Annotated in this window: 21 protein-coding genes; 9 read left to right on the plus strand and 12 right to left on the minus strand. The window is 74.2% G+C overall.

Annotated features, from left to right (window positions below; translation table 11 throughout):
- The first annotated feature begins 27 nt into the window (after positions 1-27).
- Positions 28-1,332, plus strand: coding sequence for an MFS transporter (locus tag ACZ47G_RS02205; protein WP_465739528.1), 1,305 nt, complete (start codon positions 28-30; stop codon positions 1,330-1,332).
- A gap of 9 nt (positions 1,333-1,341) precedes the next feature.
- Positions 1,342-1,995: a macro domain-containing protein gene (locus tag ACZ47G_RS02210; protein ID WP_465739529.1), complete on the plus strand. Its 654-nt coding sequence runs from the start codon at positions 1,342-1,344 to the stop codon at positions 1,993-1,995.
- A gap of 3 nt (positions 1,996-1,998) precedes the next feature.
- Here the strand turns inward: ACZ47G_RS02210 and ACZ47G_RS02215 are convergent, their stop codons facing one another.
- Positions 1,999-2,592 carry a GNAT family N-acetyltransferase gene (locus ACZ47G_RS02215; RefSeq protein WP_465739530.1) on the minus strand — a complete coding sequence of 198 codons (594 nt, stop codon included), beginning with the start codon at positions 2,590-2,592 and terminating at the stop codon, positions 1,999-2,001.
- A 32-nt stretch (positions 2,593-2,624) separates the two neighbouring features.
- On the opposite strand from ACZ47G_RS02215, the gene ACZ47G_RS02220 reads away from it, so the two are divergent.
- Positions 2,625-2,774, plus strand: coding sequence for a hypothetical protein (locus ACZ47G_RS02220; RefSeq protein ID WP_465739531.1), 150 nt, complete (start codon positions 2,625-2,627; stop codon positions 2,772-2,774).
- A gap of 10 nt (positions 2,775-2,784) precedes the next feature.
- Positions 2,785-3,585 (plus strand): TetR/AcrR family transcriptional regulator, encoded by an 801-nt coding sequence (locus ACZ47G_RS02225; protein WP_465739532.1) that lies wholly within the window; start codon positions 2,785-2,787, stop codon positions 3,583-3,585.
- Between the two features lie 81 nt (positions 3,586-3,666).
- Here the strand turns inward: ACZ47G_RS02225 and ACZ47G_RS02230 are convergent, their stop codons facing one another.
- Positions 3,667-4,947 carry a GNAT family N-acetyltransferase gene (locus tag ACZ47G_RS02230; RefSeq protein ID WP_465739533.1) on the minus strand — a complete coding sequence of 427 codons (1,281 nt, stop codon included), beginning with the start codon at positions 4,945-4,947 and terminating at the stop codon, positions 3,667-3,669.
- Between the two features lie 41 nt (positions 4,948-4,988).
- Entirely contained in the window at positions 4,989-5,519 is a 531-nt protein-coding gene (locus ACZ47G_RS02235) for a GNAT family N-acetyltransferase (RefSeq protein WP_465739534.1), read from the minus strand.
- A 143-nt stretch (positions 5,520-5,662) separates the two neighbouring features.
- On the opposite strand from ACZ47G_RS02235, the gene ACZ47G_RS02240 reads away from it, so the two are divergent.
- Positions 5,663-6,076 (plus strand): type II toxin-antitoxin system VapC family toxin, encoded by a 414-nt coding sequence (locus ACZ47G_RS02240; RefSeq protein ID WP_465739535.1) that lies wholly within the window; start codon positions 5,663-5,665, stop codon positions 6,074-6,076.
- On the opposite strand, the gene ACZ47G_RS02245 is transcribed toward ACZ47G_RS02240, so the two are convergent.
- The 6 genes from ACZ47G_RS02245 to ACZ47G_RS02270 all read right to left on the minus strand — a co-directional run bounded on the left by ACZ47G_RS02245 (position 6,061) and on the right by ACZ47G_RS02270 (position 16,088).
- The gene (locus ACZ47G_RS02245) at positions 6,061-7,338 is read right to left on the minus strand and encodes a C40 family peptidase (RefSeq protein ID WP_465739536.1); all 1,278 of its coding nucleotides are present in this window, start codon (positions 7,336-7,338) and stop codon (positions 6,061-6,063) included. The genes ACZ47G_RS02240 and ACZ47G_RS02245 overlap by 16 nt on opposite strands.
- 243 nt (positions 7,339-7,581) lie before the next feature.
- The gene (locus ACZ47G_RS02250) at positions 7,582-8,667 is read right to left on the minus strand and encodes a hypothetical protein (RefSeq protein WP_465739538.1); all 1,086 of its coding nucleotides are present in this window, start codon (positions 8,665-8,667) and stop codon (positions 7,582-7,584) included.
- Between the two features lie 126 nt (positions 8,668-8,793).
- Complete coding sequence (locus ACZ47G_RS02255; RefSeq protein WP_465739539.1) at positions 8,794-10,635, minus strand: threonine/serine exporter family protein; 1,842 nt, start codon at positions 10,633-10,635, stop codon at positions 8,794-8,796.
- Between the two features lie 181 nt (positions 10,636-10,816).
- Complete coding sequence (locus tag ACZ47G_RS02260; RefSeq protein ID WP_465740020.1) at positions 10,817-11,470, minus strand: DedA family protein; 654 nt, start codon at positions 11,468-11,470, stop codon at positions 10,817-10,819.
- A 147-nt stretch (positions 11,471-11,617) separates the two neighbouring features.
- On the minus strand, positions 11,618-13,975 hold the full coding sequence (locus ACZ47G_RS02265) for a hypothetical protein (RefSeq protein WP_465739540.1): 2,358 nt from the start codon (positions 13,973-13,975) through the stop codon (positions 11,618-11,620).
- A 55-nt stretch (positions 13,976-14,030) separates the two neighbouring features.
- Positions 14,031-16,088, minus strand: coding sequence for an ATP-binding protein (locus tag ACZ47G_RS02270; protein WP_465739541.1), 2,058 nt, complete (start codon positions 16,086-16,088; stop codon positions 14,031-14,033).
- Positions 16,089-16,350: 262 nt separating this feature from the next.
- Here ACZ47G_RS02270 and ACZ47G_RS02275 point away from each other — a divergent pair, with 262 nt between their 5' ends.
- Positions 16,351-16,674 carry a hypothetical protein gene (locus ACZ47G_RS02275; RefSeq protein WP_465739543.1) on the plus strand — a complete coding sequence of 108 codons (324 nt, stop codon included), beginning with the start codon at positions 16,351-16,353 and terminating at the stop codon, positions 16,672-16,674.
- A gap of 122 nt (positions 16,675-16,796) precedes the next feature.
- On the opposite strand, the gene ACZ47G_RS02280 is transcribed toward ACZ47G_RS02275, so the two are convergent.
- The gene (locus ACZ47G_RS02280) at positions 16,797-17,993 is read right to left on the minus strand and encodes a TetR/AcrR family transcriptional regulator (protein WP_465739544.1); all 1,197 of its coding nucleotides are present in this window, start codon (positions 17,991-17,993) and stop codon (positions 16,797-16,799) included.
- 209 nt (positions 17,994-18,202) lie between these two features.
- Between ACZ47G_RS02280 and ACZ47G_RS02285 the strand changes: the two genes are divergently transcribed.
- Positions 18,203-19,360, plus strand: coding sequence for an acyl-CoA dehydrogenase family protein (locus tag ACZ47G_RS02285; RefSeq protein WP_465739545.1), 1,158 nt, complete (start codon positions 18,203-18,205; stop codon positions 19,358-19,360).
- Positions 19,361-19,561: 201 nt separating this feature from the next.
- Here ACZ47G_RS02285 and ACZ47G_RS02290 read toward each other — a convergent pair whose 3' ends face one another.
- A complete protein-coding gene (locus ACZ47G_RS02290; RefSeq protein WP_465739546.1) occupies positions 19,562-19,828 on the minus strand; it encodes a hypothetical protein in 267 nt (88 codons plus the stop codon).
- Positions 19,829-19,967: 139 nt separating this feature from the next.
- Between ACZ47G_RS02290 and ACZ47G_RS02295 the strand changes: the two genes are divergently transcribed.
- Positions 19,968-20,285 (plus strand): cupin domain-containing protein, encoded by a 318-nt coding sequence (locus ACZ47G_RS02295; protein WP_380463254.1) that lies wholly within the window; start codon positions 19,968-19,970, stop codon positions 20,283-20,285.
- A gap of 36 nt (positions 20,286-20,321) precedes the next feature.
- On the opposite strand, the gene ACZ47G_RS02300 is transcribed toward ACZ47G_RS02295, so the two are convergent.
- A complete protein-coding gene (locus ACZ47G_RS02300; RefSeq protein ID WP_465739547.1) occupies positions 20,322-20,915 on the minus strand; it encodes a TetR/AcrR family transcriptional regulator in 594 nt (197 codons plus the stop codon).
- A 135-nt stretch (positions 20,916-21,050) separates the two neighbouring features.
- Between ACZ47G_RS02300 and ACZ47G_RS02305 the strand changes: the two genes are divergently transcribed.
- Positions 21,051-22,607 carry an MFS transporter gene (locus ACZ47G_RS02305; protein WP_465739548.1) on the plus strand — a complete coding sequence of 519 codons (1,557 nt, stop codon included), beginning with the start codon at positions 21,051-21,053 and terminating at the stop codon, positions 22,605-22,607.
- The last annotated feature ends 71 nt before the right edge of the window (positions 22,608-22,678 follow it).

Genomic DNA, 22,678 nt, shown 5'->3' on the forward strand with positions numbered 1-22,678 from the left:
CTTCCGCCCTGTGTCCCAGGAGCCCGATTGCCCCCGCGTGCCCTCCTCGCCTCCTACCGCCGGCTGTTCGCCGCCCCCGGCGCCACCGCCTTCACCCTGGCCGGGCTGCTCGGGCGGCTCGCGCTGTCGATGAACGGCGTCTCGCTGGTGGTGCTGCTCGCCGAGCGGCGCGGCTCGTACGCGCTGGCCGGGACGGTCTCGGCGGCCGGGCTGGCCACCGGCGCGATCGGGATGCCGCTGCTCGGGCGCCTGGTGGACCGCTACGGGCAGTCGCGGGTGGCCGTGCCGGCCGCGCTGTACAACGCCGTCCCGCTCGCCGCCCTGCTGCTCTGCGTCCGGCTCGGCGCCCCGGACTGGACGCTGTACGCCTGCTGGGCCGCCTGCGCGGCCGCGCCCAACCTGGGCGGCATGGCCCGGGCCCGCTGGGCGCACCTGCACCGGGACGACCCGGCCGCCCGGCACCTGGCCAACTCCTTCGAGCAGGCACTGGACGAACTCTGCTTCATGGCCGGGCCGGTGCTCGCGATGCTGCTCTGCACCACGCTCGCCCCGGAGGCCGGACTACTCACCGCCGGCGCCCTCGGCACCACCGGCGCCCTGCTGTTCGCCGCCCAGCGGCGCACCGAACCGCCGCTCCCCGCCCGGGCTCCGTCCGGGCTCCGGCACGGCTCCCCGCTGGGGGCGCCCGGGCTGCGGGTGCTGGCGCTGACCTTCCTCGCCACCGGCACGGTCTTCGGCGCGACCGAGATCACCACCGTCGCCTACACCGACGCGCTCGGCCACCGGGCGGCGGCCGGCCCGCTGCTGGCCCTGGTGGCGGCCGGATCCTGCGTGGCGGGGCTGGCATTCGGGCTGCTGACCCCGCGTCGGGCGCCCGGGGTCCGCTTCCTGCTCGGGGCGGCGGCGATGGCCGGGGTGCTGCTGCTGCCGCTCGCCGCCGGGCTCGGCGGTGCCGGGCTGCCGGCGCTCGGAGCGGCACTGTTCGCGGCGGGCACCGCCACCGCACCGACCATGGTGACGGGCATGACGCTGGTCCAGGAGCTGCTGCCGCAGCGGCAGTTCAACGAGGGGATGGCGGTGGCGGTGTCCGGCATCGTGGTCGGCATCTCGGCCGGGGCGGCGCTCGCCGGGACGCTCGCCGAGCACACCACGCCGGGCACCGGCTACGCCCTGCCCGCCGGGGCGGCCGCGCTCGCCCTGCTGATCGCCCTGGCCGGGCGGCGCCACCTGCGCGTTCCCGCGGGCGGCCCCGACGGCGGCCCCGACGGCGGTCCCGAGGACGGACCCGGTGCGCGGGAAAATGCCGAGCGGGTTGTCAGTGCCTCCGTCTAACTTCTAGGCATGGCGGAAATCACCTACGTCCGAGGCGATGCCACCGCGCCCCAGGGCAAGGGCGTGAAGGTGATCGCGCATGTCTGCAACGATTTGGGCGGCTGGGGGAAGGGCTTCGTGCTCGCGCTCTCCAGACGCTGGCCCGAGCCCGAGGCGGCGTTCCGGCCCGGGCCTGTCTTCGGACTCCCGTCGTCCGCCCGAAGGGCGGGCCGGGCGGCGGTGGGGTGCGTGCATCGCAAGGCGGAGGAGGGAGCCACTGCGGAGCATTGGCGACCGACGACAACGCGGCGAGGTGCGTGCCCCGGCGTCGCCCGGCAGGCGGGAGTCCGAAGACAGGCCCGTGGGCATCGGGAGCGGGCGAAGAACGACTTCGGCCTCGGCGGCCTGCAGCTGGTGCAGGTCGAGCCGTACGTCTGGGTGGCCAACCTGGTCGGCCAGCGCGGCATCCGAACGGGCCGCTCCACCGGAGTGCCCGTGCGGTACGAGGCCATCGACACCGGGCTGGCCGCCCTGGGCGAGCGCGCGCTCGAACTCGGCGCCTCCGTCCACATGCCGCGGATCGGCTGCGGACTGGCGGGCGGGCGCTGGGCGAAGGTCGAGCCGCTGGTGGCGGCCCGGCTGACGGCGCGCGGCGTGCCGGTGACGGTCTACGACGTCGACTGAGGTCTACGGCCTCAGCGCGCTCCCGGGCGTGGTCGCGGCTTCGGCGGCGGCTTCAGTCCCGGCTTCGGTCGCGGCCGGCCAGGCGTACACGTACTCGGGCAGCAGATAGCCGCCCGGGAACACGCCCTCCTGCGCCCTGATCCGCACGCCGCCCTCGCGCTCGTAGAAGGCGACCGCGCGGGTGTTGGCGCGCAGCACCTCCAAGTACAGCCCGGCGCCGGGGTGCCGCTCGGCCACCTCGGCGCGGGCGGCGGCCAGCAGTTCGCGGCCGATGCCACCGCCGGTGAGGCCCGGGCGGACGTGCAGGTTGTCCACCAGCACCCCGCCGTCGGGCTGCGGCACCAGATAGACGAACCCGGCCGGCTCGCCGGCCCGTTCGGCGATCAGCAACACGGGCGTGTTCTCCGGCGTCCCGTAGTCGACCGTCAGGCGCAGCTCCCACAGCTCGCGCCGCTGGGCGGCCAGCCCGTCCCCGATCGCTTCGTCGGGGACGATCCCGCGGTAACTGGTGCACCAGCTCTCGGTGTGCAGCTCCGCGACGCGTACGGCGTCCTGCGCTCCGCCGTGCCGAATGGTGATCCGTCCTGAACCGGTCATGTGACGAGCCTCCCACAGAGATGGAGTTGAACATGTTCAACCGATACGTCTACAGTTCTGCCAAGCTTTTGAACGCGTTCGAAATCATGGGGGCGGTGTGCGCGGCACCGGATGCGGAGGGGGCATCCGGTGCCGCGAGCACCGACAGCACCGACACCGGGTGGAACCTCGTCTCCGGCTAGGCTCGTGCCCGTGGACGACCTGGCAGCGACGAACCGAACGGACGACGAGAAGGGTGCGGCCGACGCCCCGGCCGCACCCGGCCCGGACGGCGGGCCCATGCCCGGCGGCCGGGCCCAGCCCAAGACCGACAAGAGCGAGGCGACCCGGGCGCTGATCCTGGAGACGGCCATGCGGCTGTTCCAGGAGCGGGGCTACGAGAAGACCACGATGCGCGCCATCGCCACCGAGGCGGGCGTGTCGGTCGGCAACGCCTACTACTACTTCTCGGCGAAGGAATTCCTGATCCAGGGGTTCTACGACGGGATGACCCACGACCACGCGACCGAGGCCCGGATCCGGATGGCCGGCACCCGGGACTTCGGCGAGCGGCTGGAGATCGCGCTGACCTCCTGGCTCGACACCGCCGCGCCGTACCACGAGTTCGCCGCGCAGTTCTTCCGCACCGCGGCGGACCCGACCAGCTCGCTGAGCCCGTTCTCCAACGAGTCCCACCCGGCCCGGGCGACGGCCGTCGAACTGTTCCGTGACGTCCTCCAGGGGTCGGAGCTGGCGCCGAAGCTGGACGCCGAACTGGTCGAGTTGCTGCCGGACGTGCTCTGGCTGCACCTGATGGTCGTGGTGCTCTACTGGGTCTTCGACCGGACCGAGGACACCGAGCGGACCAGGGAGTTCGTCCGGCGGTCGACGCCGATGGCCGCCCGGGTGATCAACCTCTCGCGCTACCGGGTGTTCCGGCCGATCGTGCGGGACGCCAAGGGGCTGATCCAGGACTTCATCCTGCCGACGATCGGAAAGACGGCCGTCAAGTAGGGCTCTGCGGTGGTGAGTTGAGGTACGGCGGCGGCTGTCCCGCGGGTTCGCGGGCCGGCCGCCGCCGTGCTTCCGGGCGGCTCAGAACTCGGTCGGCGTCCAGGCCCGCAGCGGGGTGCGCAGCAGCAGGTCGGCGGCGGCCGCCGCGCCGGGCCGCAGTTCGGTGAGCAGTCCGGCCGCGGCCAGCCTCGGGGCCGTCTCGGCGCCCAGGTAGAGCGAGCCCAACTCGGAGGCGCCGAGGGCGAGGTCGGCGTCGTCGGTGGTCCGGACGCAGCCGCCGGTGCCGTCCTCGGCGACCTCGATCGCGAAGCGGCCGGAGGCGTAGCCGAGCCGGTCCTCGACCTCCAGCACCACCCGGCCGGGCGCGCCGTACGACCGGGCGCCGAAGGCGGCCTCGACGTCCAGCAGCCGCAGCCACATGAGGTCGCCGTTGTCCTCGCGCGGAACGGCCGCGCGCGGGTCCTGGAGCAGCAGCGGCAGCGGGTCGTCCGGGGCGAGGCCCTTCACCACGACCTTGCGCACCCAGTCGACGCTGAGCACCAGGCGCCACAGCTCGACGGCGGTGGGCAGGTCGAGGGCGATGAACTCGTCGACGGTGAGGGTGGCGTCGGGGTAGGCGCCGTCCCAGTTGTTGTCGACCCGGTAGATCACCAGGCCGGTGACCTCGCCGTCGGCGTCCCGGTGGACGGCGGTGAACGGCTCCTTGAAGTCGTCGCCGGGCACCTGGATCACATGGGTGTTGCGCTCCCACCAGATCTCGTCGCGGACGATCGCGCCCGGCTGGGTGCGCCGCCAGCGCTCGTACAGCGCGGCGCCGAGTTCGCGCTGCTCCGCCGGCGTCACGAAGTCGATCCGGCCGCCGGGCACGCCCGGCAGGCCCTCGCGCAGCCCGCTGGTGCGGCTCAGGTCGATCTTCCAGCCGCAGCCCCAGGTGGCCGGGCCGAAGCCGAACCGGCCGTAGATGTTGTACTCGGCGGCGACCAGGACGGCGACCGCGCAGCCGCGCTCGGCGGCCGAGGCGAGGTCGCGCCGCATCATCGCGCTGAGCAGGCCCCGGCGGCGGTGGGTGGCGCTGACCGTGACGTTGGTGATCGCATCGGCCTGGACGACGGCCCCGCCCGGGACGGTCAGTTCGGTGTCGAAGCTGCGGTAGGTGGCGATCTGGCGGCCGCCGTCGAAGCCGGCCAGCATCCGGCCCGGCTCCCACTGCCTGCGGCGCAGGTCGGGCGCGATGCCCGCGTGCGGACGCAGGAAGCCGAAATTGAGCGCCCGGTTCCACTCCTCCACCTCGTCCACGGAAACGGCCCGGACCTGGAGTCCGCTGACGGTCTCCACGGCCGTGTGATCGGTCTTGTTGCCCATCGGCCCACCGTACGGGCGGTGGCGCCGGGGCGGCATCCCAATTAATCCGTACCCGATCCCCGGGTGTGCTCGCCCGGCGTCACCACCCAGTGGTTGGTGCGCAGGACGCGGTCCGCGAAGTCGACGTCCCGCTCGCCGAGCAGCCGGAAGCCGAGCGAGCGGCAGATCCCGTTGGACGGGCCGTTGGTCACCCCCGGGCTGGCGTGCACCACGCCCCACCGGCCGTCCGCCGCCGCGGCGTCCAGCACCCGGCGCACCGCCGCCTTGGCCAGGCCACGGCCCTGGAACCCGGGCAGCACCATCCAGCCGATCTCGGAGACGGTGGCGCCGTCCTCGTCGTCCTGCCAGAGGTTGACCACCCCGGCCGCCACCTCGCCGCCCCCGGCGCCGTCGTCCAGCACGATCACCTTGATCCAGGCGGTGTCCGCCGCCGCCATCTCGACGTCCTTGCGCAGCCGTGCCGCCACCTTCTCCCGGGGCAGCGGGCCACCCAGCTCGGCCATCATCCCCGCGTCGCACCGCATCCGGACGTACAGGTCGAGATCGCCGGCTTCGACGTTCCGCAAGCGCATGGCGCCTCCTCAGGAGTGGTCGGAGCGGCCACGCTAGCGCGGGCCTCGGACATCGGCGTCCGGCCACCGGGGACGCCGCTACCCGGCGTTCCGGTATTCACTGGTCGGTGGATCGTTCCCGCCCGACGAGGAGGCCGACAGCCGTGACCAGGTACGTGATCACCCCGGAGGTGGCCCTGCGGCTGGTCGAGGACGGGGCGCCGGCTCCCGCCGGGCACCAGTTGCTGGCCCCGACACTGCTGCGCTCCCAACTGCTGTCCGCGCTGTACGGCGCGGTCCGGCGGGGCGAGCTGAGCAGGCGGGACGCCGACCGGGCCCTGGACCGGGTGCGCGGCCTGCGGATCCGGTTGCTCGGCGACCGCGTCCTGCAGTCCACCGCCTGGGCCGTCGCCGAGCAACTCGGCCACCCCGACACCCTCGCCGCCGAGTACCTGGCCCTGACCCGGCTCCAGGCCGACGCCTTGGTCACCCTCGACCCGGAGCTGGCGGCGGCCGCGACCGGTGTGGTGCCGCTCGCCCCGTTCGCGGAGCTGACCGGGGGTCAGGGCCGGGCGTAGTAGTCCGGGGTGCCCATGATCCAGAGGCTGGCCTGTTTGACCGGCATGCCGACGCGCGGGGCCTCGATCATCTGGTCGTCGCCGATGTAGAGGCCGACGTGGTGGATGTCGGCGGAGCGGCCGGTGTCGGTCCAGAAGACCAGGTCCCCCGGGCGGAGCTGGCGGTAGCTGACCGGGGTGGACTGGGCGTACTGGTCGGCGGCGAAGTGGTTGAGCTGCTTGCCGCCCTCGCGCCAGGCCATCATGGTCAGCCCGGAGCAGTCGTAGCCCTCCGGGCCCTCGCCGCCCCAGATGTAGGGCAGGCCGATCTTGGACCGGGCGAAGGCGATGGCGGCGGCCGCGCCCTCGGCCGACCAGGGGCGGGTGGCGGGCGGTGCCGCCTGGGCCTTGGCGGCAGCGGCGGCCGCGGCCTCGGCTTCGCGGGCGGCCTGTTCGGCGGCGGCCCGGGCGGCCGTCTCCGCCTCGCGGGCGGCGATCGCCTCCAGCGCCTCGCGGCGCTTGCGCTCCAGCTCGACGGTGGTGTTCCGGGCGGCGGCGAGTTCGGCGAGCAGCCGTTCCCGGCGGCTGCCGGCGGCGGCCACCTCGCCCTGCTGGGCGGCGAGCCGCTGCTGCGCCCTGGTCCTGGCCGCGCCGACCTCGGCCGCGGCCTTCTCGGCGGCCCCGGTGGCGGTGCGGGCGGCGGTGGAGGCGGTGCGGGCGGCGGCGGCCGTGGAGGTGGCGGCGTCCAGGATCTGCCGGGTGCGCTCGCTGACCACGCCGACCACGGCGGCGCGGTCGCCCGCCTCGCGCGGGCCGTGGGCGCCGAGCAGGGCGTTGAGCGCGGACAGTTCGGCGCCGGCGCCCTGACGGTACGTTTCGGCGGCGAGCCGGGCCGCGTCCTCGGCCGCCTCGGTGCGCTCGGCCTCGGCGGCGGCGGCGCGCCGGTTGGCGGCGGTCTCCTCGGCGCGGGCCCGGGTGAGGGCGAGCTGGGCGCCGTTGTAGGCCTCGACGGCCTGTTCGGCGCTGCGGCCGGCCCGGTCGAGTTCGGCCCGCGCGCCGGTGAGCGCGGCCTCCAGGGCGGTGACCGAGGCGGCCTTGCCGTCGGCCTCGGCGCGGGAGCGGTCGATCTCCTCGGTGGAGGGGTACGGGTCCTGGCCGGCCGGGGGGCCGGCGGCGGGCGGTTCGCCGGGGGCCGGAGCGGCCGGGGCGGCCTGGGCGGCGGGGAGCAGCCCGAGCAGGGCGGTGAGGGACAACAGGAGGGTCGGCAGGATCCTGCGCGCCACGAGACATCCCTTCTCACGGGTTCGGAGGGACGGCGGCGGAGGCCGGGCGGCGCGCGGCCTCCGGGGCTGCGGTCGAGGCGGCGGGGATCCGACGAATCATCCCATCACGTGACAGAACGGTCACTCGCCGATCATGTTCTCAACTCCGCGGGTTTTCACACCTCGAACGCGCTCCGCCGGCCGGGTGACCATCCGATGATCCGATCGGGAGTCAACTCCGGGCGGGCGCACAGGGTATACGAACTACCGATGGATCCGACGGGTCTTCGTCCGCAGGTGGGGGTGTCGCCCGGGCCGGCGCTCCAGCCCGGTCGGGCCGACCGCGTACGTCCGGCTGCGCCCGGCGTGGACCGTACGGCGGCGCCGCTGCGCCCCGGCCGCGCGGACCGGGACGCCGTCGGAGGCCCCCTCGGCGGGCTGGGGGTGCGGCGCGGACGGGTGCGCCACCGCCCCGGCGGCGGCCGCCGAGCGGCGGTCGGCCAGGCGCGCCCGACGGCGGGCCAGCGCCCGGGCGGCATGGGCGTCGAGGTGGGCGGTGGCCCGGGCGGACATCCGCTCGGCGACCCGGTGGGCGGTCGGGTGGTTGGCGGGCACCTTGTCGGGCGCGCCGGCGATCAGGTCGAAGAGCCAGGTCCGCGCACGGTCCGCACGCCGGTGCAGCAGGCGTTCGCGCCGGAGCGCACGCGCCCGGCGGCGGGGGCGCTTGGCGTAGCGCCAGCGGGCCCACGGGCTGTTGGGGCGACCCAGCCGGATCGCGCCGATCCAGGACAGGCCGGGGACCATGATCCCGAGCAGGCCGGTCCACACCTTGCCCTTGAGCAGGGTGATCACCGAGGCCAGCGCGTTCACCGAGATCACGGTGATCAGGCCCCAGCGGGTGTCCTCGCCGGGCACCACGCCGAGCGGCACGTACCCGATCAGCAGCAGCGCGGTGAACAGGATGCCGAAGATCACCGCGTCCACCGACTTGCGGCCCTGTTCGCTCCAGTAGACGTCGTCCAGGTGCAGGATCAGCGCGAACTCGTCCAGCACCAGTCCGCAGCCGATGCCGAAGATCAGCCCGAACCAGTCGATCCACGGGGTCCCGCCGTAGGTGGCGAACACCCCGATGCCGCCGACCAGCAGGAACCCCAGGCCGAACACCATGTGGTGGATGTGCAGCCCGCCGGGGGTGACGTTGCCGGGCCACCAACGCACCTTGGCGCGGATCATCCGCACGCTGAACCGGATGAACACGAAGGAGGTGATGAAGCCGACCAGCAGCAGGAACAGCGGTTGCTTGTGCGCGTTGACGATGTGCTCGCGGTAGCTGTCCAGCAGTGGCGTCATGGGTCTTACCTTCGTTCCTGGTCCTGCGTCCTGCCTGCCATGACATGGCCCGGAGCCCGACGGTCCGCCGACTCGGAAGCCCTCGCCCCGCCCGCCGCGGCCGCCGCCACCGGTCCCGACGCGCGGTCAGAACCCACGGGTGCGCTTGGCCGCCCGGCGCGGCACCGCCGGGTAGAGCGAGGGGAGCTCGGCGCCGACCGGCAGCTTCAGGAACAGCCGGGCGATCTCGCCACCGAGGTTCACCCCGATCGCCAGCGCCATCGCGATCGCCGCCGCCCGGAAGACCGACACCAGGCCGGTGCTGGAGTGCCCCTGGGCGAAGGCGAGCATCCCGAGGTAGAGCGCCGAACCGGGCATCAGCGGGCCGATCGCGGCGGTCACGTACGGCAGCGCCGAGCCGTTGCGGTAGCGCGCCATCAGCTGGCCGAACAGGCCGACCAGTCCGGCCGCCACCCCGGTCGCGGCGATCGGGTTGACGTGCGCGTTGTACACCAGCGCGCCGTAGCTGGCCCAGCCGATGCCGCTGTTGACGGTGACCAGCGCCAGGGTGCGGCGGTCGGTCTGCAGCAGCATCGCGAAGGACAGGGTGAGCACCATCGCGGCGGTCATCTGGACCGGCGGGTAGCTGATGCCCGCCAGGCTCTCGTCCGGCTTGAGCTTCGCCTCGAAGCCGACGCCCAGGTAGAGGATCATGATCACGCCGATCACGATGCCCGCCACCAGGTAGACCACTTCCAGCAGCCGGGCCGCGGCGGTGATGTAGAAGCCGGTCAGACCGTCCTGGACGGCGGCGACCAGCGCCCGGCCGGGCAGCAGGGCGAACAGGCCACCGGTGATCACCACCGAGCCGCGCAGGCCCCAGTCGTTGAAGGACAGGATGATCCCGGACGCGGCGGCCGGCATCGCGGCCGCCACGAACTGGTAGAACTCCGGCAGCCGGCGCTTGGCCAGCGCGGAGGCCAGCCGGTCGCCGAGGACGGCCGCGACGAAGGCGCTGGCGAAGACCAGCCAGGCCTTGTCGTCGACCCGGCCGCCGACCAGGAAGGTCGCCGCGCCGGCCAGCAGACCGGTGGTCAGGGCGAGCAGCCAGGACGGGTACGGGTGCCGGTTGCGGCGGATCGCGGCGAGCCGGCGGTAGGCGTCGTTGACCGTCACCTTCTCCGCGGTGATGTCCGCCACCAGCCCGTAGACCGCGTTCAGCCGGGTGTAGTCGGAGGTGCGGCGGCGCACCACGCGGTCGGCGGTGACCGGCGGCTCGACCAGCGAGGGCTGGTGCGAGATGCCGATCAGGGTGAAGGTCACCTGGGGCTCGCAGTGGTCCAGCCGGTAGGCGTGCGCGATGCCGAGCATCGCCGCCTCGACGTCCTCGGCGGCCTCGCCGCTGGCCAGCAGCAGCTCGCCGATGCGCAGCGTCAGGTCGAGGATGCGCGGGACGTTGCGGGTGATGGCCGCGGAGGGGTGCATCTCGCGGGCGGTCCGCTCGAAGGCGGGGCGCTCGGACATCGGGGTGCGCAGCAGGGTGCGCATCCGGTCCGGCCAGGGCGCCTCGCCGGGGGCGCCGGCGGTCAGGTCGGTGATCGGGATGCCGGTGGGCGGGGTGTAGCCGGCCGCGCGCCACTCCTCAGGGGTGAGGGTGTCCTCGGCGACCGAGCGGCGGCGGGCCGGGCGGCCGGTCCCCGCCGGACGGTCGGTGGCCGTCGGACGGTCAGTGGCCGCCGGGCGGTCGGCGACCGGGTGCTCGGGTTTCGCGTCCCGGGGGCGCAGGTCGATGGTCAGCTCGGGGTGCGGCTCCGGCCGTGCCTCCGGCTCGGGCGCCGGCTCGGGGGACAGCAGGCCCTTGGTCTCCGGGACGGGCGGGACGAGCGGCACCACGGTGACGGGCTCGACGACCGGGGCGGGGTGGCCGAGCAGGCCCTCGGTGGGCGGCGCCTCGGCGGGGTGCACCGGCTCCGGCGGTGTCTGCCGCACCTGGCGGACCGCCCGGCCTCCCCTCGCCCGCTTGCCCGCACCCGGTCGGCCCCGCTTAGGCACTTCCGCTCCTCGCCGCCCCTGGTGGCCGCCGGCCACCGTTCGATCTCGGGTACACCTTGCCTGATCGAACAGCTCGACGCACATGTACGGGACGTCCCACGGCGGCGGCGCCGGGCGCCTACCCGGCGGGGCGGCGGTCGGCGGCGGCCGCACCGGAACGGCGGGCCCGGAGGAGTTCGGCCGCCACCGGGACCACCGAGACCAGCACGATGCCGACCAGGATGGCCTCGACGTTGTCCCGGACGAAGGGGATCTGCCCGAGAAAGTAGCCGAGCACGGTGACCCCGGCGCCCCACAGCACCCCGCCGACCACGTTGAACAGCACGAAGCCGCGGTAGTTCATCCTGCTCACCCCGGCGACGATCGGGGTGAAGGTGCGCACGATCGGCACGAAGCGGGCCAGCACGATCGCCTTGGGACCGTGCCGGTCGAAGAAGGCGGCGGCCTTCTCGACGTTCTCCTGCTTGAAGACCCTGGAGTCGGGGCGGCGGAACAGGCCCGGTCCGACCTTGCGGCCGAAGAGGTAGCCGACCTGGTCCCCGGCGATCGCGGCCAGCACGATCAGCGCGCAGACCAGCCAGAGCGGCTGGTGCAGGTAGGTACCGCCGGCCACCAGCAGGCCGGTGGTGAACAGCAGCGAGTCGCCGGGCAGGAAGAAGCCGATCAGGAGACCGGATTCGGCGAAGACGACGGCCAGGATGCCGATCAGGCCGAAGGTCGAGATCAGGGTGGTCGGATCGAGCCAGGACGGGCCGAGGGCGAGGCTGGTCACGGTCACGGTGCTGGCGCTCCTGGAGGTCGAGTCTTGGCAATGCGATGGTAAAGCAATGACAAAGACTCGCCCGGATGCGGGATGGTTCCCCGGCCCGGCCCATGCTGGTCAGCGCGGGCCGGGCGGGGTCAGGCGGAACCGGGCGGCTCAGAGGCCGTAGCGCCGGACGATCCCGGTGTGCCGGTCGAGGTCCGCGCCCGCCGCCTCGGCCAGGTCCAGCCAGGCGAGCGGGTGCGCCCAGTCGGCGGTGAGCCGGTGCAGCAGCGCGTCGGCGTCCCCGGCGGTGGCGGTCGGCGGGACGCCGAGGGCGGCGTAGATGCCGGGCAGCCCCTCGCCGTCCCCTGCCGGGTCGGTGATCCGGTACTGCTCCCCGCTGTACGCCCAGACCGCGAAGCCGGCCGAGCGCAGTCCGTCCCGGAACCCGGCCCAGGCCTCGTCACCGGGCCAGGCGCCGTCGATCCAGTAGGTGGTGAAGCCGGCCGGGTCGAGCAGGGTCAGCTGGGCGAAGACCGGGCGCCAGCCGGCCCGCTCCGGCTCGGGGGCGTCGTCGGCCGGCGGGCGCTCCAGCAGGGCCGGGGCGAAGACCACGGTGTCGCCGTGGTTGAGCGTCAGGTCCTCGCCCAGCACCGGCAGGATCCGGGCGGTGGCCGGGCCGGTCCGGACGGCGGGGACGTCGACCGTCGCGCCGTTGGTGCGGGTGGCGCGGACGGTGACCAGCTGCCACTCCTCGTCCACCGGGCCCTCGGGCTCGTCGAACTCGATGCCGATCCGGGCGCCGGTGGAGCGGACCACGGCCCAGTCCCGGTTGGCGCTGGCCGCGGTGATCAGGTGCCAGAGATCGGCCTCCTGGACCGTCCGGTGGGCCTGCTCCTCCCCCGCCTCCTCGGCGGGCAGGGCGTGCTCCAGCAGCTCCTGGTAGAGGCGCTGCGCGGTGGCGTGGTCGCCCAGTTCGGTGGCGGCGGCCGCGGCCAGTCGGCGGGTGTTGATCCGGCTCGCCTCCAGCGCCAGGATCGCCCCGCACTGCTCCAGCACCTCGGCCCAGCGGCCCTCGGCGGCGGCCCAGCGGGCGCGTATCCAGTGGGCGTCGGACGGGCTGGTCGCGGCCAGCCGGTCGGCGAGGCGGCGCACCCCCTCGTCGTCACCGGCCTCGATCAGGGCCTGGCCGAGCGTGCCGACCAGCTCCTCGCCGCCCGGGTCGGCGTCCAGCCGCTGCCACAGCAGGTCGGCGGCGGCCCGGGCGTGGCCGAGCCGGCCGAGCACGTCGGCCAGCGGCACGGCCAGCGCGGTGGCGCCGGCCGGCTCACCGCGGTACCGGTCCAGGGCGACGGAGAGCAGGTCGGCGCCGGTCTCGAAGGGAACCCCGGCCTCGGCCAGGTGCGCCGTCAGCTCGTCGGGCTCCACCGGCAGCTCGGGCACCGGGAGCGCCTCGGCGGCCGCGCGCAGGGCGGCGACCTCCTCGGCCACGCCCTCGGTGCGGCGCAACCGGGTGAGCTTGCGCTCCCCGGTGGCCGCGAGGGTGAGCGCCACCGTGCGGGCGCCGCGGGCGACGGCCAGCCGACCGGCCGCCAGCAGCAGGTCCACGCACGGGCGGTGCGAGCCGGTGCCGTCCAGGTAGCCGACCCAGCCGGCGAGCGCGGCGCCCAGCTCGGCGTCGTTCTCCCAGGCGCCGGCCTCGACCAGCAGCTCGACCGTGCGCGTCCAGGTCTCACGCAGGCCGGCGTGCCGCTCGGCCTCGGCCCGCTCGGGCAGCACGGCGAGCGCCTCGGCCGTCCGCCCGAGCGAGGCGAGCGCGCGGGCCCGCAGCAGGGCGCCCCAGCGCCGGTCGCTCTCGTCGATCTCCTCGCGCCCGGCCCGGGCGGCCTGATCGGTGGTGTCCAGCAGGGCGAGCACCTCCTCGTGCCGGCCCAGCAGGTGCAGGGCGCCGGCCCGGGCCCGGTGGAAGCGCAGCGAGACCGGCTGGCCCGCGGCCTGCATCCGGGCGGCGGCGGAGTCCAGGTGGGCGAGCGCGTCGGCGGCCCGACCGTCGTCCTCCAGGGCGTCGGAGTACTCGCGGGAGAGGCAGTCGTAGCAGGCCCGGCCGGGCTCGATCCGGTCCAGCGTCTCGCCGACCACCTCCAGGCGCTCCGCCACGTACCCGGGGCCGTCGACCCGGGCGTGGCAGATCGCGAAGTCCTGCACCACGCAGACCGACTGCGGGCAGCCGACGGTCTCCTCCCGGTGCGCGAACTCCAGCAGGTCGACCGCCTCGGGCAGCACCGACTCGCCCTGCTGGCGCTCGTTCAGCAGGTTCTGCATCCGCCAGTGCCGCAGGTAGACCTCGACCCAGGGCAGGCCGAGGGCCCGGGCGGCGGCGAGCGCCTCCGGGTAGACCGCGTCGAGCTGCTCGTTGCGGCCCTCGGTGGCGTGCTCGGGCAGCTCGTAGACGGCGTCGGCCAGCCGCTCGTGGCCGGCCTCGCGCAGCTGCTGGTGGGTGTCGCGCACCCAGGCCCAGATGTCGGTGGTCATGTCCGTTCCCCCTGCGTCGTGCTGATGGGTCTGCTGTCGTCGGCCGGTCCGTCCGTCATGCGTCGTCCCGCAGGGCGCCGGGGCTGTCCGGGGCGTCCGGCAGGGCACCCGGGCTGTCCGGGACGTCCGGCAGGCCGGCCGGGACGGCCGCGGTCAGGGCGGAAACGGCGGTGCCGATGCCGGCCAGCGCGGCGCCGAGGTCCCCCTCGGCGGAGCCGGCGGAGGCCGCCGCCATGATCACCTTGAGCGAGCGGAGCAGCCCGGCCGCGGTGGCGCTGCCGGTGTGCCCGGTGCGGTAGGCGGCGAGCAGGTCCTGAACGGCCGGGCAGTCCAGGTTGAGGTAGAGCCGGGCCCTGACCTCGCCGTCGGTGCGGGCGGTGAACGCCCGGGCCAGCCGGAGCGCGGCGGACGGGATCCGGGCGTCGGCCCGGTCGTCCTCGATCCGGGCCTTCAGCTCGGCCTCGCGGTCCGGCACCAGGACCAGCGGCAGGCCGGGCGGGTCGAAGCGGGCCGGGACGAGCTGCTCGCCCGGGTCGGCGAGGGCGCCGGACAGCCAGGCCGCCTCCTCGGGCGGCAGCGGGCGCTCCGGGTCGCGGAACAGTTCACGGTTGCCCTGCTCGCTGCCCAGTTCGACCACCCGGCAGCCGCGCAGCTGGGCGTAGCGGCGCAGGAACGGCAGCACCGCGTAGCGGTCGCCGCGGGCGATCGGGACGCGCATCGCCCGGTACAGCATCTCCTCGAAGCCGCCGCCGCTGCCGAGCGCGACGTGCACCGCTCCCCCGCCGGCCGCCCGCAGGCCGCCCGCGGTGAGGTCGCCCTGCGAGGTGGGCACCGGGACGTCGTCGGCGAGCAGGGTGAACAACCGCTCGTCGCAGAGCGCGGCGCCGAGCAGGTCCTGGCCGTGGCGGGTGAGGATGCGGCGCCAGGCGGCGGGCCGCAGCCGGGCCGTCTCGTACAGGCCGTCCACCACGGCATCGGCGAGGGCCCGTTGCAGTGCGCGGTAGTGCTCGTCGCGCTGGAGGTCCTCGCGGCTGGCGGTGGGGGTGAGCCGGCTGGACTCGATCACTCCGCCGATGAATCCGGCCCAGCTGGGCAGCAGGTCGCGGGCGTCCTCGGCGAGCAGCATGCCGCGCAGGTAGACGGCGAGGTCGCGGTTGTCGCTGCTGCCGTAGGTGCCGCCGTCCTGGACCCAGAGCAGGCCGACCGCGTCGGTGGCGCCTGCCGCGGTTCCTTCGACTGCTCCTACGGCGGCACCTTCCCCGGTCCTTTCCGCGGCACCTTCCGCGGTCCCTTCCGCCTGGACGGGCAGTACGGGGAAGGCGGTGAGCGGTTCGAAGCGGCGGCCGAAGGCGGCGGCGAAGGCCATCCGGGCGGCGTACGGGTCGCCCGACGGCTGCTCGCGCCAGGGCACCGGGACGGAGTTGACGGGGTGTTCGTCCTCACCGACGTAGACCGGGATGGGCAGCAACACGCAGTAGCGGCCGAGGACTTCGCGCAGCGCCTGTTCGTCGGCGAGGTGGGCGTGCTCGGCCTTGAGCGCGAGTTCGACCACGGTGCCGGGCTGCGGCCGGGCGGGCACCGGTTCGACCTGGTAGTGCTCGCCGCCGCGGCTGCGGTAGCGGTGGCCCTGCTTCGGCTCGCGGTGCGAGGTGGTGGTGACGGTCACCTCGTCGGCGACCGAGAAGGCGGAGAGGAAGCCCAGGCCGAAGGCGCCGATCAGCTCCTGGTTGCCGGTCAGTTCGCGCAGCATCCGGGTGTAGCCGGTGCCGACGGTGGCGAGGTAGGAGTGGATCTCCGGCTCGGTGAGGCCGGCGCCGGTGTCCTCGATGGCGACGGTCCGCCGGGCGGCGTCGGCGCGCACCCGGATCAGCGGGTGGTGGTCGCCGTCCGGGTCCTCCAGGAGCCGGCGGGTGTGCGAGTCGTGGGCGTTCTGGACGAGTTCGCGCAGGGCGACCAGCGGGGTGGAGTAGAGATGGGTGGCGAGGACGTTCACCAGGCCGCCGAGGTCGACCTCGGTGGTGCGCAGGTCGTCGGCGGGGGTGGGCTCGGCGGGCTCGAGCTCAGTGGGCTTGGGCTCGGCGGGGGTGGGTTCGGTCGGGGCACCTTCAGACATGGGTCCCCAGTGTGCCAGTGCGACTATCTGTCGACCATTTCTTTCCGAGTAGCTGTCATCACCGCAGTTTTCGCCGGTGAAATGACGGATTATCGTCAACTTGGAATGGACCACTCCCCCACCATCGAGGGAATTGCCACCCGTTTGGTGGAGTTCGTCCACGTCACTGGTGAATGCTGATCGTGCGACGTCAGGCAACGGCGCTACGGAGCGGCCACTCCGGATCGCGCCACATTCGCACTTCCAGCTCAGGGAGACCAGCGTGTCCCGTATCCGCGCAGCCGCCGCCGTCACCGCCCTCGGAGCCTTCCTCCTCGTCGGCGTCGGCGCCGCCACCGCGCACGCCGACGACGTCGCCGGCGCGATCGACCACTCCAACAGCAGCGTGGTGAACAACGTCGGTTCCGGCAACGTCATCGGCACCGTGCACGGCAACGTGGTCAACACCCAGCAGACCGCGACCGGTTCGGGTGCGAGCAACCAGAACAACGGCCTCGCCGTGGCCGGCAACGGCGGGAACGTCGGCGCCCTGCAGGGCAACGGCAACTTCGACGCCCGGGTCTACTACCCGCACGTCCTCTACTAGCCGGGCCGGCCGGGGCGCGAGCCCGGTCACACCCCGAGGGGCCGGGTGCCCGCCACCGTGGGAACGGCGGCGGGCACCCGGCCCCTCGCACTTCGCCCCTCGCACTTCGCCCCTCGCACGTCCTACGCGTCGACCCCCAGCACCGCCCGGCCGAGCCGCCGCAGGCAGTCGCCGAGGTCCGGCCGGGCGCTGTGCGGGCCGTTCCGCACCCCGTCGTTGACCAGCGAGAACAGCGCGTGCACCCGGATCCGGGCGGCCACCGCGTCGTACTCCGGGCGCACCTGCCGCAGCAACTCGACCCAGGTGCGCAGGAAGTCGCGCCGGAAGTCCACCGCGATCCGGCGGTCCGGCGGGGCCAGCCGCTCGGTCTCGCTGAGCATCGCGCCCAGGTAGTCGCCGTTGCGCAGCGCGAAGTCGACGTACGCGCCGAGGCCGGCCGCCAGCGCCTCCGCCGGGCTCGCGGCCATCGCGATCGCGCCGTCCACCTGGTGCCAGAGCCGCTCCCGGCTGCGCACCAGGGAGGCCGCGAGCAGATGGGCCTTGCTGTCGAAGTGCCGGTACACGCTGGGTCCGGATATGCCGACGGCGGCGCCCAGTTGGTCGGTGCTGACGTTGTCGAAGCCGCGTCGGTGGAACAGCCGGACGGCCGCCGCGAGCAGCTCCTCCCGGCGGGCCTGCGGCCTCGGCTGCGGAACCGCCGGCGCTGCCCCGACCTCGGGCCCGGCGGCGGGCCCGGCGGCGGGCCCGGGGGCGGGCCCGGCGGCCGTGCCGTCCAGGGAGACCGCGAGGACGGCGGCGACCAGTTCGCGCAGCAGCGGCTCGGCCCGGCGGGGCTGCGGCGCGGCCGACTGGTAGGACAGCCCGGCGCAGCCGGAGAGCGCCGACCAGCAGAGCAACTCGGCGTCCGGGGCCGAGAGTTCGGGTCGCTCGGTACGCAGCACGGCGGCCATCAGGGCGACGTCCGCGCGCAGCTCACGGCGCAGTTCGGCCCGGCGGGCCGGTGGCAGCAGCCGGGCGTCGCGCTGCACCAGGGTGCCGAGCGGGCGGTGGCCGACCGCCACCGCGGCCAGTGCGGCGCCGAGTTCGGCGGTGCTGCCGGCCGTGCGCAGGCCGTCGGCGAGCGCGTCCAGGCCCAACCGGACGGCGCGGTCGAGCAGTTCGGGCTTGCCGCGGAAGTGCCGGTAGAGGGCGGGCGCGGTGATGCCGACCCCGGCGGCGACCTCGGTCATCGACACCTGGTGGTAGCCGCTGCGGTGGAACCGGTCGGCGGCCACGGCGAGGATCTGGGCGCGCCGCCCGGGCGGCCGTCGGACCACCATGGCCTGCCTCCCTCGGATTCGCCCCCACGGCCCGTCCGGACCCCGCCCGAAGGCTAGCAAGGATTCACTTGCCGACCGTTCCGAGCCGGTTTCCCGGGCCCGCGGACGCTGGACAGCCGAGGCTACCGGGGATTAACTTGTCGGGCCACCACCTGGTACGTTCCACCTCCGCCGGCCCCGCGGCCGGCACCGCCGAAGGGAGCGCCGCCGTGCGCCGCACCGTGTTCAACGAGGACCACGAGGCCTTCCGGGAGACCATCCGGGACTTCATCGCCAACGAGGTCGTCCCGGTCTACGAGAGCTGGGAGGCCGACGGCCACCCGCCCCGCGACTTCTACCGCCAGCTCGGCGAACTCGGCGTCTACGGCATCGAGGTGCCGGAGGAGTACGGCGGCGCGGGCGAGAGCGGGTTCAAGTACCAGGCGGTGATCGCCGAGGAGACCGCCCGGGCGGGCGTGAGCTTCGGCTCCTCCGGCGTGCACACCGGGCTGGTGCTGCCGTACCTGCTGGAGTACGCGAACGAGGAGCAGAAGCGGCGCTGGCTGCCCGGCTTCGTCTCGGGCGACATCATGACCGCGATCGCGATGACCGAGCCGGGCGCCGGCTCCGACCTCGCGGGCATCACCACCACGGCCCGGCTCTCCGAGGACGGCACCCACTACGTCCTCAACGGCGCCAAGACCTTCATCACCGGCGGCGTGCTGGCCGACCTGGTCCTGGTGGTCGCCCGCACCGCCCCCTACGACCCGGAGAACCGCCGGGCCGGGCTCTCCATCCTGTGCGTGGACACCACCTCGCCGGGCTACTCCGTCGGACGTAAGCTGCAGAAGATCGGCCTGCGCACCTCGGACACCGCCGAGTTGGCGTTCGTCGACGTCAAGGTGCCGGTCGAGGACCTGCTCGGCGAGGAGGGCAAGGCCTTCTCCTACCTGACCCACAACCTGGTGCAGGAGCGACTGGCGATCGCCGTCGGCGCGTACGCGGCGGCCGCGGCGGCGGTGCGGTTCGCGGTGCAGTACGTCAAGGAACGCAAGGTGTTCGGCAAGGCGGTGGCCGAGTTCCAGAACACCAAGTTCACGCTGGCCGACTGCCAGGCCCAGGTGCTGGCCCAGCAGTCGATGGTGGACCGCGCGCTGGAGCTGTACCAGGACGGTGAGTTGAGCGTCGCGGACGCGGCCGCCGCGAAGCTGTTCTGCACCGAGTCGGCCTCCACCGTCATCGACAAGTGCCTTCAGCTGCACGGTGGTTACGGCTACATCCTGGAGTACCCGATCGCCCGGCTCTACACCGACAACCGGGTGTTCCGGATCTACGGCGGCACCAGCGAGGTCATGCGCAGCATCATCGCCAAGTCGCTGGGGCTGTGAGGGAGTCGCTGCGGCGTAAAGCTGCGGCGTGAAGCTGCGGCGTGAAGCTGCCGCCTGAAGCTGCGGCGGGCCGCACCCCCATGGCGGCCCGCCGCGTCCGTCCGTACGCATCCGTACGGGTGCGGTTCGCTGGGTGCGCTCGGGGTGCGCTCGGGGTGCGCTCGGGGTGCGCTCGTACGGGTGCGCTCGGCTGGGTTCGGCTCAGTTGGGCGAGCCGTGCTCCGCGCGCCAGGCCTCCCAGCCGGCCGAGGAGGCCACCTTCGCCTCGCGCAGGGCTCGCTGGGCGAGCGCGGTCGGCGCAGTCTCCAGGCTGCGCACCCAGCTGCGGCCCGCGGTGAACAGCGCCGCGCACACCAGCGCCGCGCCGGCCGCGCCGAGCACCGAGCCGATGCCGGTCAGCGCCACCCCGCCGACCAGCAGCGAGCGGTTGACCTGGAACCCGTCGAAGATCCTTTGGTTGGTCGCCATGCCTACACGATGCGGGCAGTCGGCGGGGGCTGCACCTCGGCGGGCCGCATCCGGGGGCGGCCCGCCGCCGGCCGCTCCGGGTGCGCGCCGCCGGTGCGTCCGCGAACCTGGGCACACGGCCCGAGGAGGAGGCGGCGCGATGCCCGATCTCGAACAGCTCGCCGTGGAGCACTCCGCCCGGGCGGCCGAGAGCCCGCACGGGCGCAGCGCCCACCTGGTGCTGCACGACGGGGTGCTGCGGCAGACCGTGATCGCACTGACGGCCGGCACCGCACTGGACGAGCACACCCCGCCCACCGCCGGGAGCGTCCAGGTGCTGCGCGGCCGGGTGGCACTGACCATCGCCGGGCGGCAGGTGGAACTGTCCGTCGGCGGACTGGAGCCCGTACCGCAGGAGCGGCACGGGCTGGTGGCCCACGTCGACTCGGTGGTGCTGCTGACGGCCGTCACGGCATAGGCCCCAGACCGGTCCACCGTCCCGCCCTGACGTGCGTCAGGGGGTGGTGGGCGACCCCAGGACGGTGCCGCTGACCAGCCGCAGGCCGCGCAGGAACTCCTGCCCGTTCGGGGCCAGTTCGGGCGCAGCGAGCCATTGGGCCACGTAACCGGCCAGCAGGATCTGGTAGAAGGTGCCGCGGGCCAGCTCCTCCTCGGTGTCCGGCACCTCCGTCACCCCCTGGAACACCGCGGCGAGGCCGAGCCGGCCCTCCTTCTGCGCCTCCTCGAAGGCCTTCGCCAGCTCGGGGTTGTGCCCGGCCAGGGCGAGCGCCTCGAACTGGGCCGCCCAGAGCCCCCGGTGCTCGACGAAGACGTCCCGGAGGCCGTTCCAGGCGGCCGCGAAGCGCATCTCCGGGTCGTCCGACACCTGGTTGGCGCCGTACACGACCACCCCCAGGGCCTCACCCATCTCGCCGATCGCCTCGATCATCGCGGCGTTGAGCAGCGCGTCCTTCGTGCCGAAGTGGTAGCCGATCGCGGCGAGGCTGACGCCCGAGGCGGTCGCGATGTCGCGGGCCGTAGTGCGTCCGTAGCCCCTTTCGTACAGGCAGCGCTTGGCGCCGGCCATCAGGTCTTCGCGGTTTCCCATGCCCTGATCCTACGGAGGATCTGCACGCATGTCTTGCACGAATGTCTCGCACGGTCGTCTCGTACGCGCGTCTTGGACCAGCGTTTTAGACATATGTACTAGACAAGCGTCTGACACGTCCGTACGGTCTTCCCCATGACCGCAACCACCGGCCGCGCAGGCCGTCGCGAATGGATCGGCCTGGCCGTCCTCCTGCTCCCGACCCTCGTCCTCGCCATGGACATGGGCGTGCTGTTCTTCGCCGTCCCGTACATCTCCACCGAGCTCGCCCCCAGCGGCACCCAGCAGCTGTGGATCATGGACATGTACTCGTTCCTGCTGGCCGGACTGCTCATCACGATGGGCGCGCTGGGCGACCGGATCGGCCGCCGCCGGCTGCTGATGGTCGGCGCCGCGGGCTTCACCGGCGCCTCGCTGCTGGCCGCCTGGTCCGGCAGCGCCGAACAGCTGATCGCCGCCCGTGCCCTGCTCGGCGTCGCCGGGGCCACCGTGATGCCCTCGACCCTCGCGCTGATCCGCAACACGTTCCACGACCCCAAGCAGCGGCAGATCGCCCTCGGCGCCTGGGGCGGCGTCCTCACCACCGGGGCCAGCCTCGGCCCGGTCGCCGGCGGACTGCTGCTCGACCACTACTGGTGGGGCTCGGCCTTCCTGGTCGCCGTCCCGGTGATGGTCCTGGTGCTGCTGACCGCGCCCGTCCTGCTGCCCGAGTACCGCACCACCGCCCCCTTCGGCCGCTTCGACCTGCCCGGCGCCGTGCTCTCGCTCGCCGCGGTCCTCCCGCTGGTCTACGGGGTCAAGACGCTCGCCGTGGACGGCTGGAGCCCGCTGCCCGCCCTCGCCGCCGCGGCCGGACTGCTGTTCGCCGCCGCCTTCGTGTGGCGCCAGCGCACCGCCGCGAACCCGCTGATCGACCTGAGCCTGTTCCGGATCCGCACCTTCAGCGGCGCGATCAGCGTCAACACCCTCGCCATGTTCGCGATGATGGGCTTCGCCCTCTTCACCTCGCAGTACCTGCAGCTGGTCAAGGGCATGAGCCCGTTCACCGCCTCGCTCTGGTCGCTGGTGCCCAGCGTCGGCGTCGGCGCGGCGATCGGGATCAGCTCGGCGCTGGCCGGCAAGGTCCGCCCGGCGGCCCTGATGGGCGGCGGCTTCGTGGTCGGCGCGGCGGGCTTCGCGATGATGACCCAGGTCGGCCCGCACTCGCCGCTGGCGCTCATCCTCACCGCGGCGGGCGTCCTGGCCGCCGGCACCGTCGGCACCATGACGATGACCGCCGAGATGGTCGTCTCCGCCGCCCCCGCCGAACAGGCCGGCGCCGCCTCCGCCACCTCCGAGACCGCCGTCGAACTCGGCAGCTCGCTCGGCATCGCCCTGCTCGGCGCGGCCGGCGCCGCGGTCTACCGCCACCAACTGGACGGCGCCCTCCCGGCGGGCGTCGACGGCCCGGCCGCCGGCACCGCGCAGGACACCCTCGGCGGCGCCGTCTCCGTCGCGGCCCACCTGCCCGGACGGCTCGGCCCGGACCTGCTGGAGACCGCCCGCGGCGCCTTCACCGACGGCCTGCACGTCGCCGCCGTCGTCGGCCTCCTCTTCGCCCTCGGCGCGGCCCTCCTCGCCTACCGCCTCCTGCACCACCTCCCCACCACCACCCCGGCCACCCCGGCCGCCCCGGAGCCCGCCACGGTCTGACCTGCCAGCGCCCGACGATCCACGCGAGTCATCGAGAGCCCCCACCCGATCCCGGGCGGGGGCTCTCCGCC

Source organism: Kitasatospora sp. NPDC030952, from assembly GCF_055571335.1.

Excerpts from the sequence above, each read along its gene's own strand:
- ACZ47G_RS02270 (WP_465739541.1), bottom strand. The coding sequence starts at position 16,088 with ATGTCTGAAGGTGCCCCGACCGAACCCACCCCCGCCGAGCCCAAGCCC.
- ACZ47G_RS02300 (WP_465739547.1), bottom strand. The coding sequence starts at position 20,915 with ATGGGAAACCGCGAAGACCTGATGGCCGGCGCCAAGCGCTGCCTGTAC.
- ACZ47G_RS02295 (WP_380463254.1), top strand. The coding sequence starts at position 19,968 with ATGCCCGATCTCGAACAGCTCGCCGTGGAGCACTCCGCCCGGGCGGCC.
- ACZ47G_RS02230 (WP_465739533.1), bottom strand. The coding sequence starts at position 4,947 with ATGGGCAACAAGACCGATCACACGGCCGTGGAGACCGTCAGCGGACTC.
- ACZ47G_RS02265 (WP_465739540.1), bottom strand. The coding sequence starts at position 13,975 with ATGACCACCGACATCTGGGCCTGGGTGCGCGACACCCACCAGCAGCTG.
- ACZ47G_RS02220 (WP_465739531.1), top strand. The coding sequence starts at position 2,625 with ATGTTCAACCGATACGTCTACAGTTCTGCCAAGCTTTTGAACGCGTTC.
- ACZ47G_RS02215 (WP_465739530.1), bottom strand. The coding sequence starts at position 2,592 with ATGACCGGTTCAGGACGGATCACCATTCGGCACGGCGGAGCGCAGGAC.
- ACZ47G_RS02210 (WP_465739529.1), top strand. The coding sequence starts at position 1,342 with ATGGCGGAAATCACCTACGTCCGAGGCGATGCCACCGCGCCCCAGGGC.
- ACZ47G_RS02280 (WP_465739544.1), bottom strand. The coding sequence starts at position 17,993 with ATGGTGGTCCGACGGCCGCCCGGGCGGCGCGCCCAGATCCTCGCCGTG.
- ACZ47G_RS02305 (WP_465739548.1), top strand. The coding sequence starts at position 21,051 with ATGACCGCAACCACCGGCCGCGCAGGCCGTCGCGAATGGATCGGCCTG.
- ACZ47G_RS02290 (WP_465739546.1), bottom strand. The coding sequence starts at position 19,828 with ATGGCGACCAACCAAAGGATCTTCGACGGGTTCCAGGTCAACCGCTCG.
- ACZ47G_RS02235 (WP_465739534.1), bottom strand. The coding sequence starts at position 5,519 with ATGCGCTTGCGGAACGTCGAAGCCGGCGATCTCGACCTGTACGTCCGG.
- ACZ47G_RS02250 (WP_465739538.1), bottom strand. The coding sequence starts at position 8,667 with ATGACGCCACTGCTGGACAGCTACCGCGAGCACATCGTCAACGCGCAC.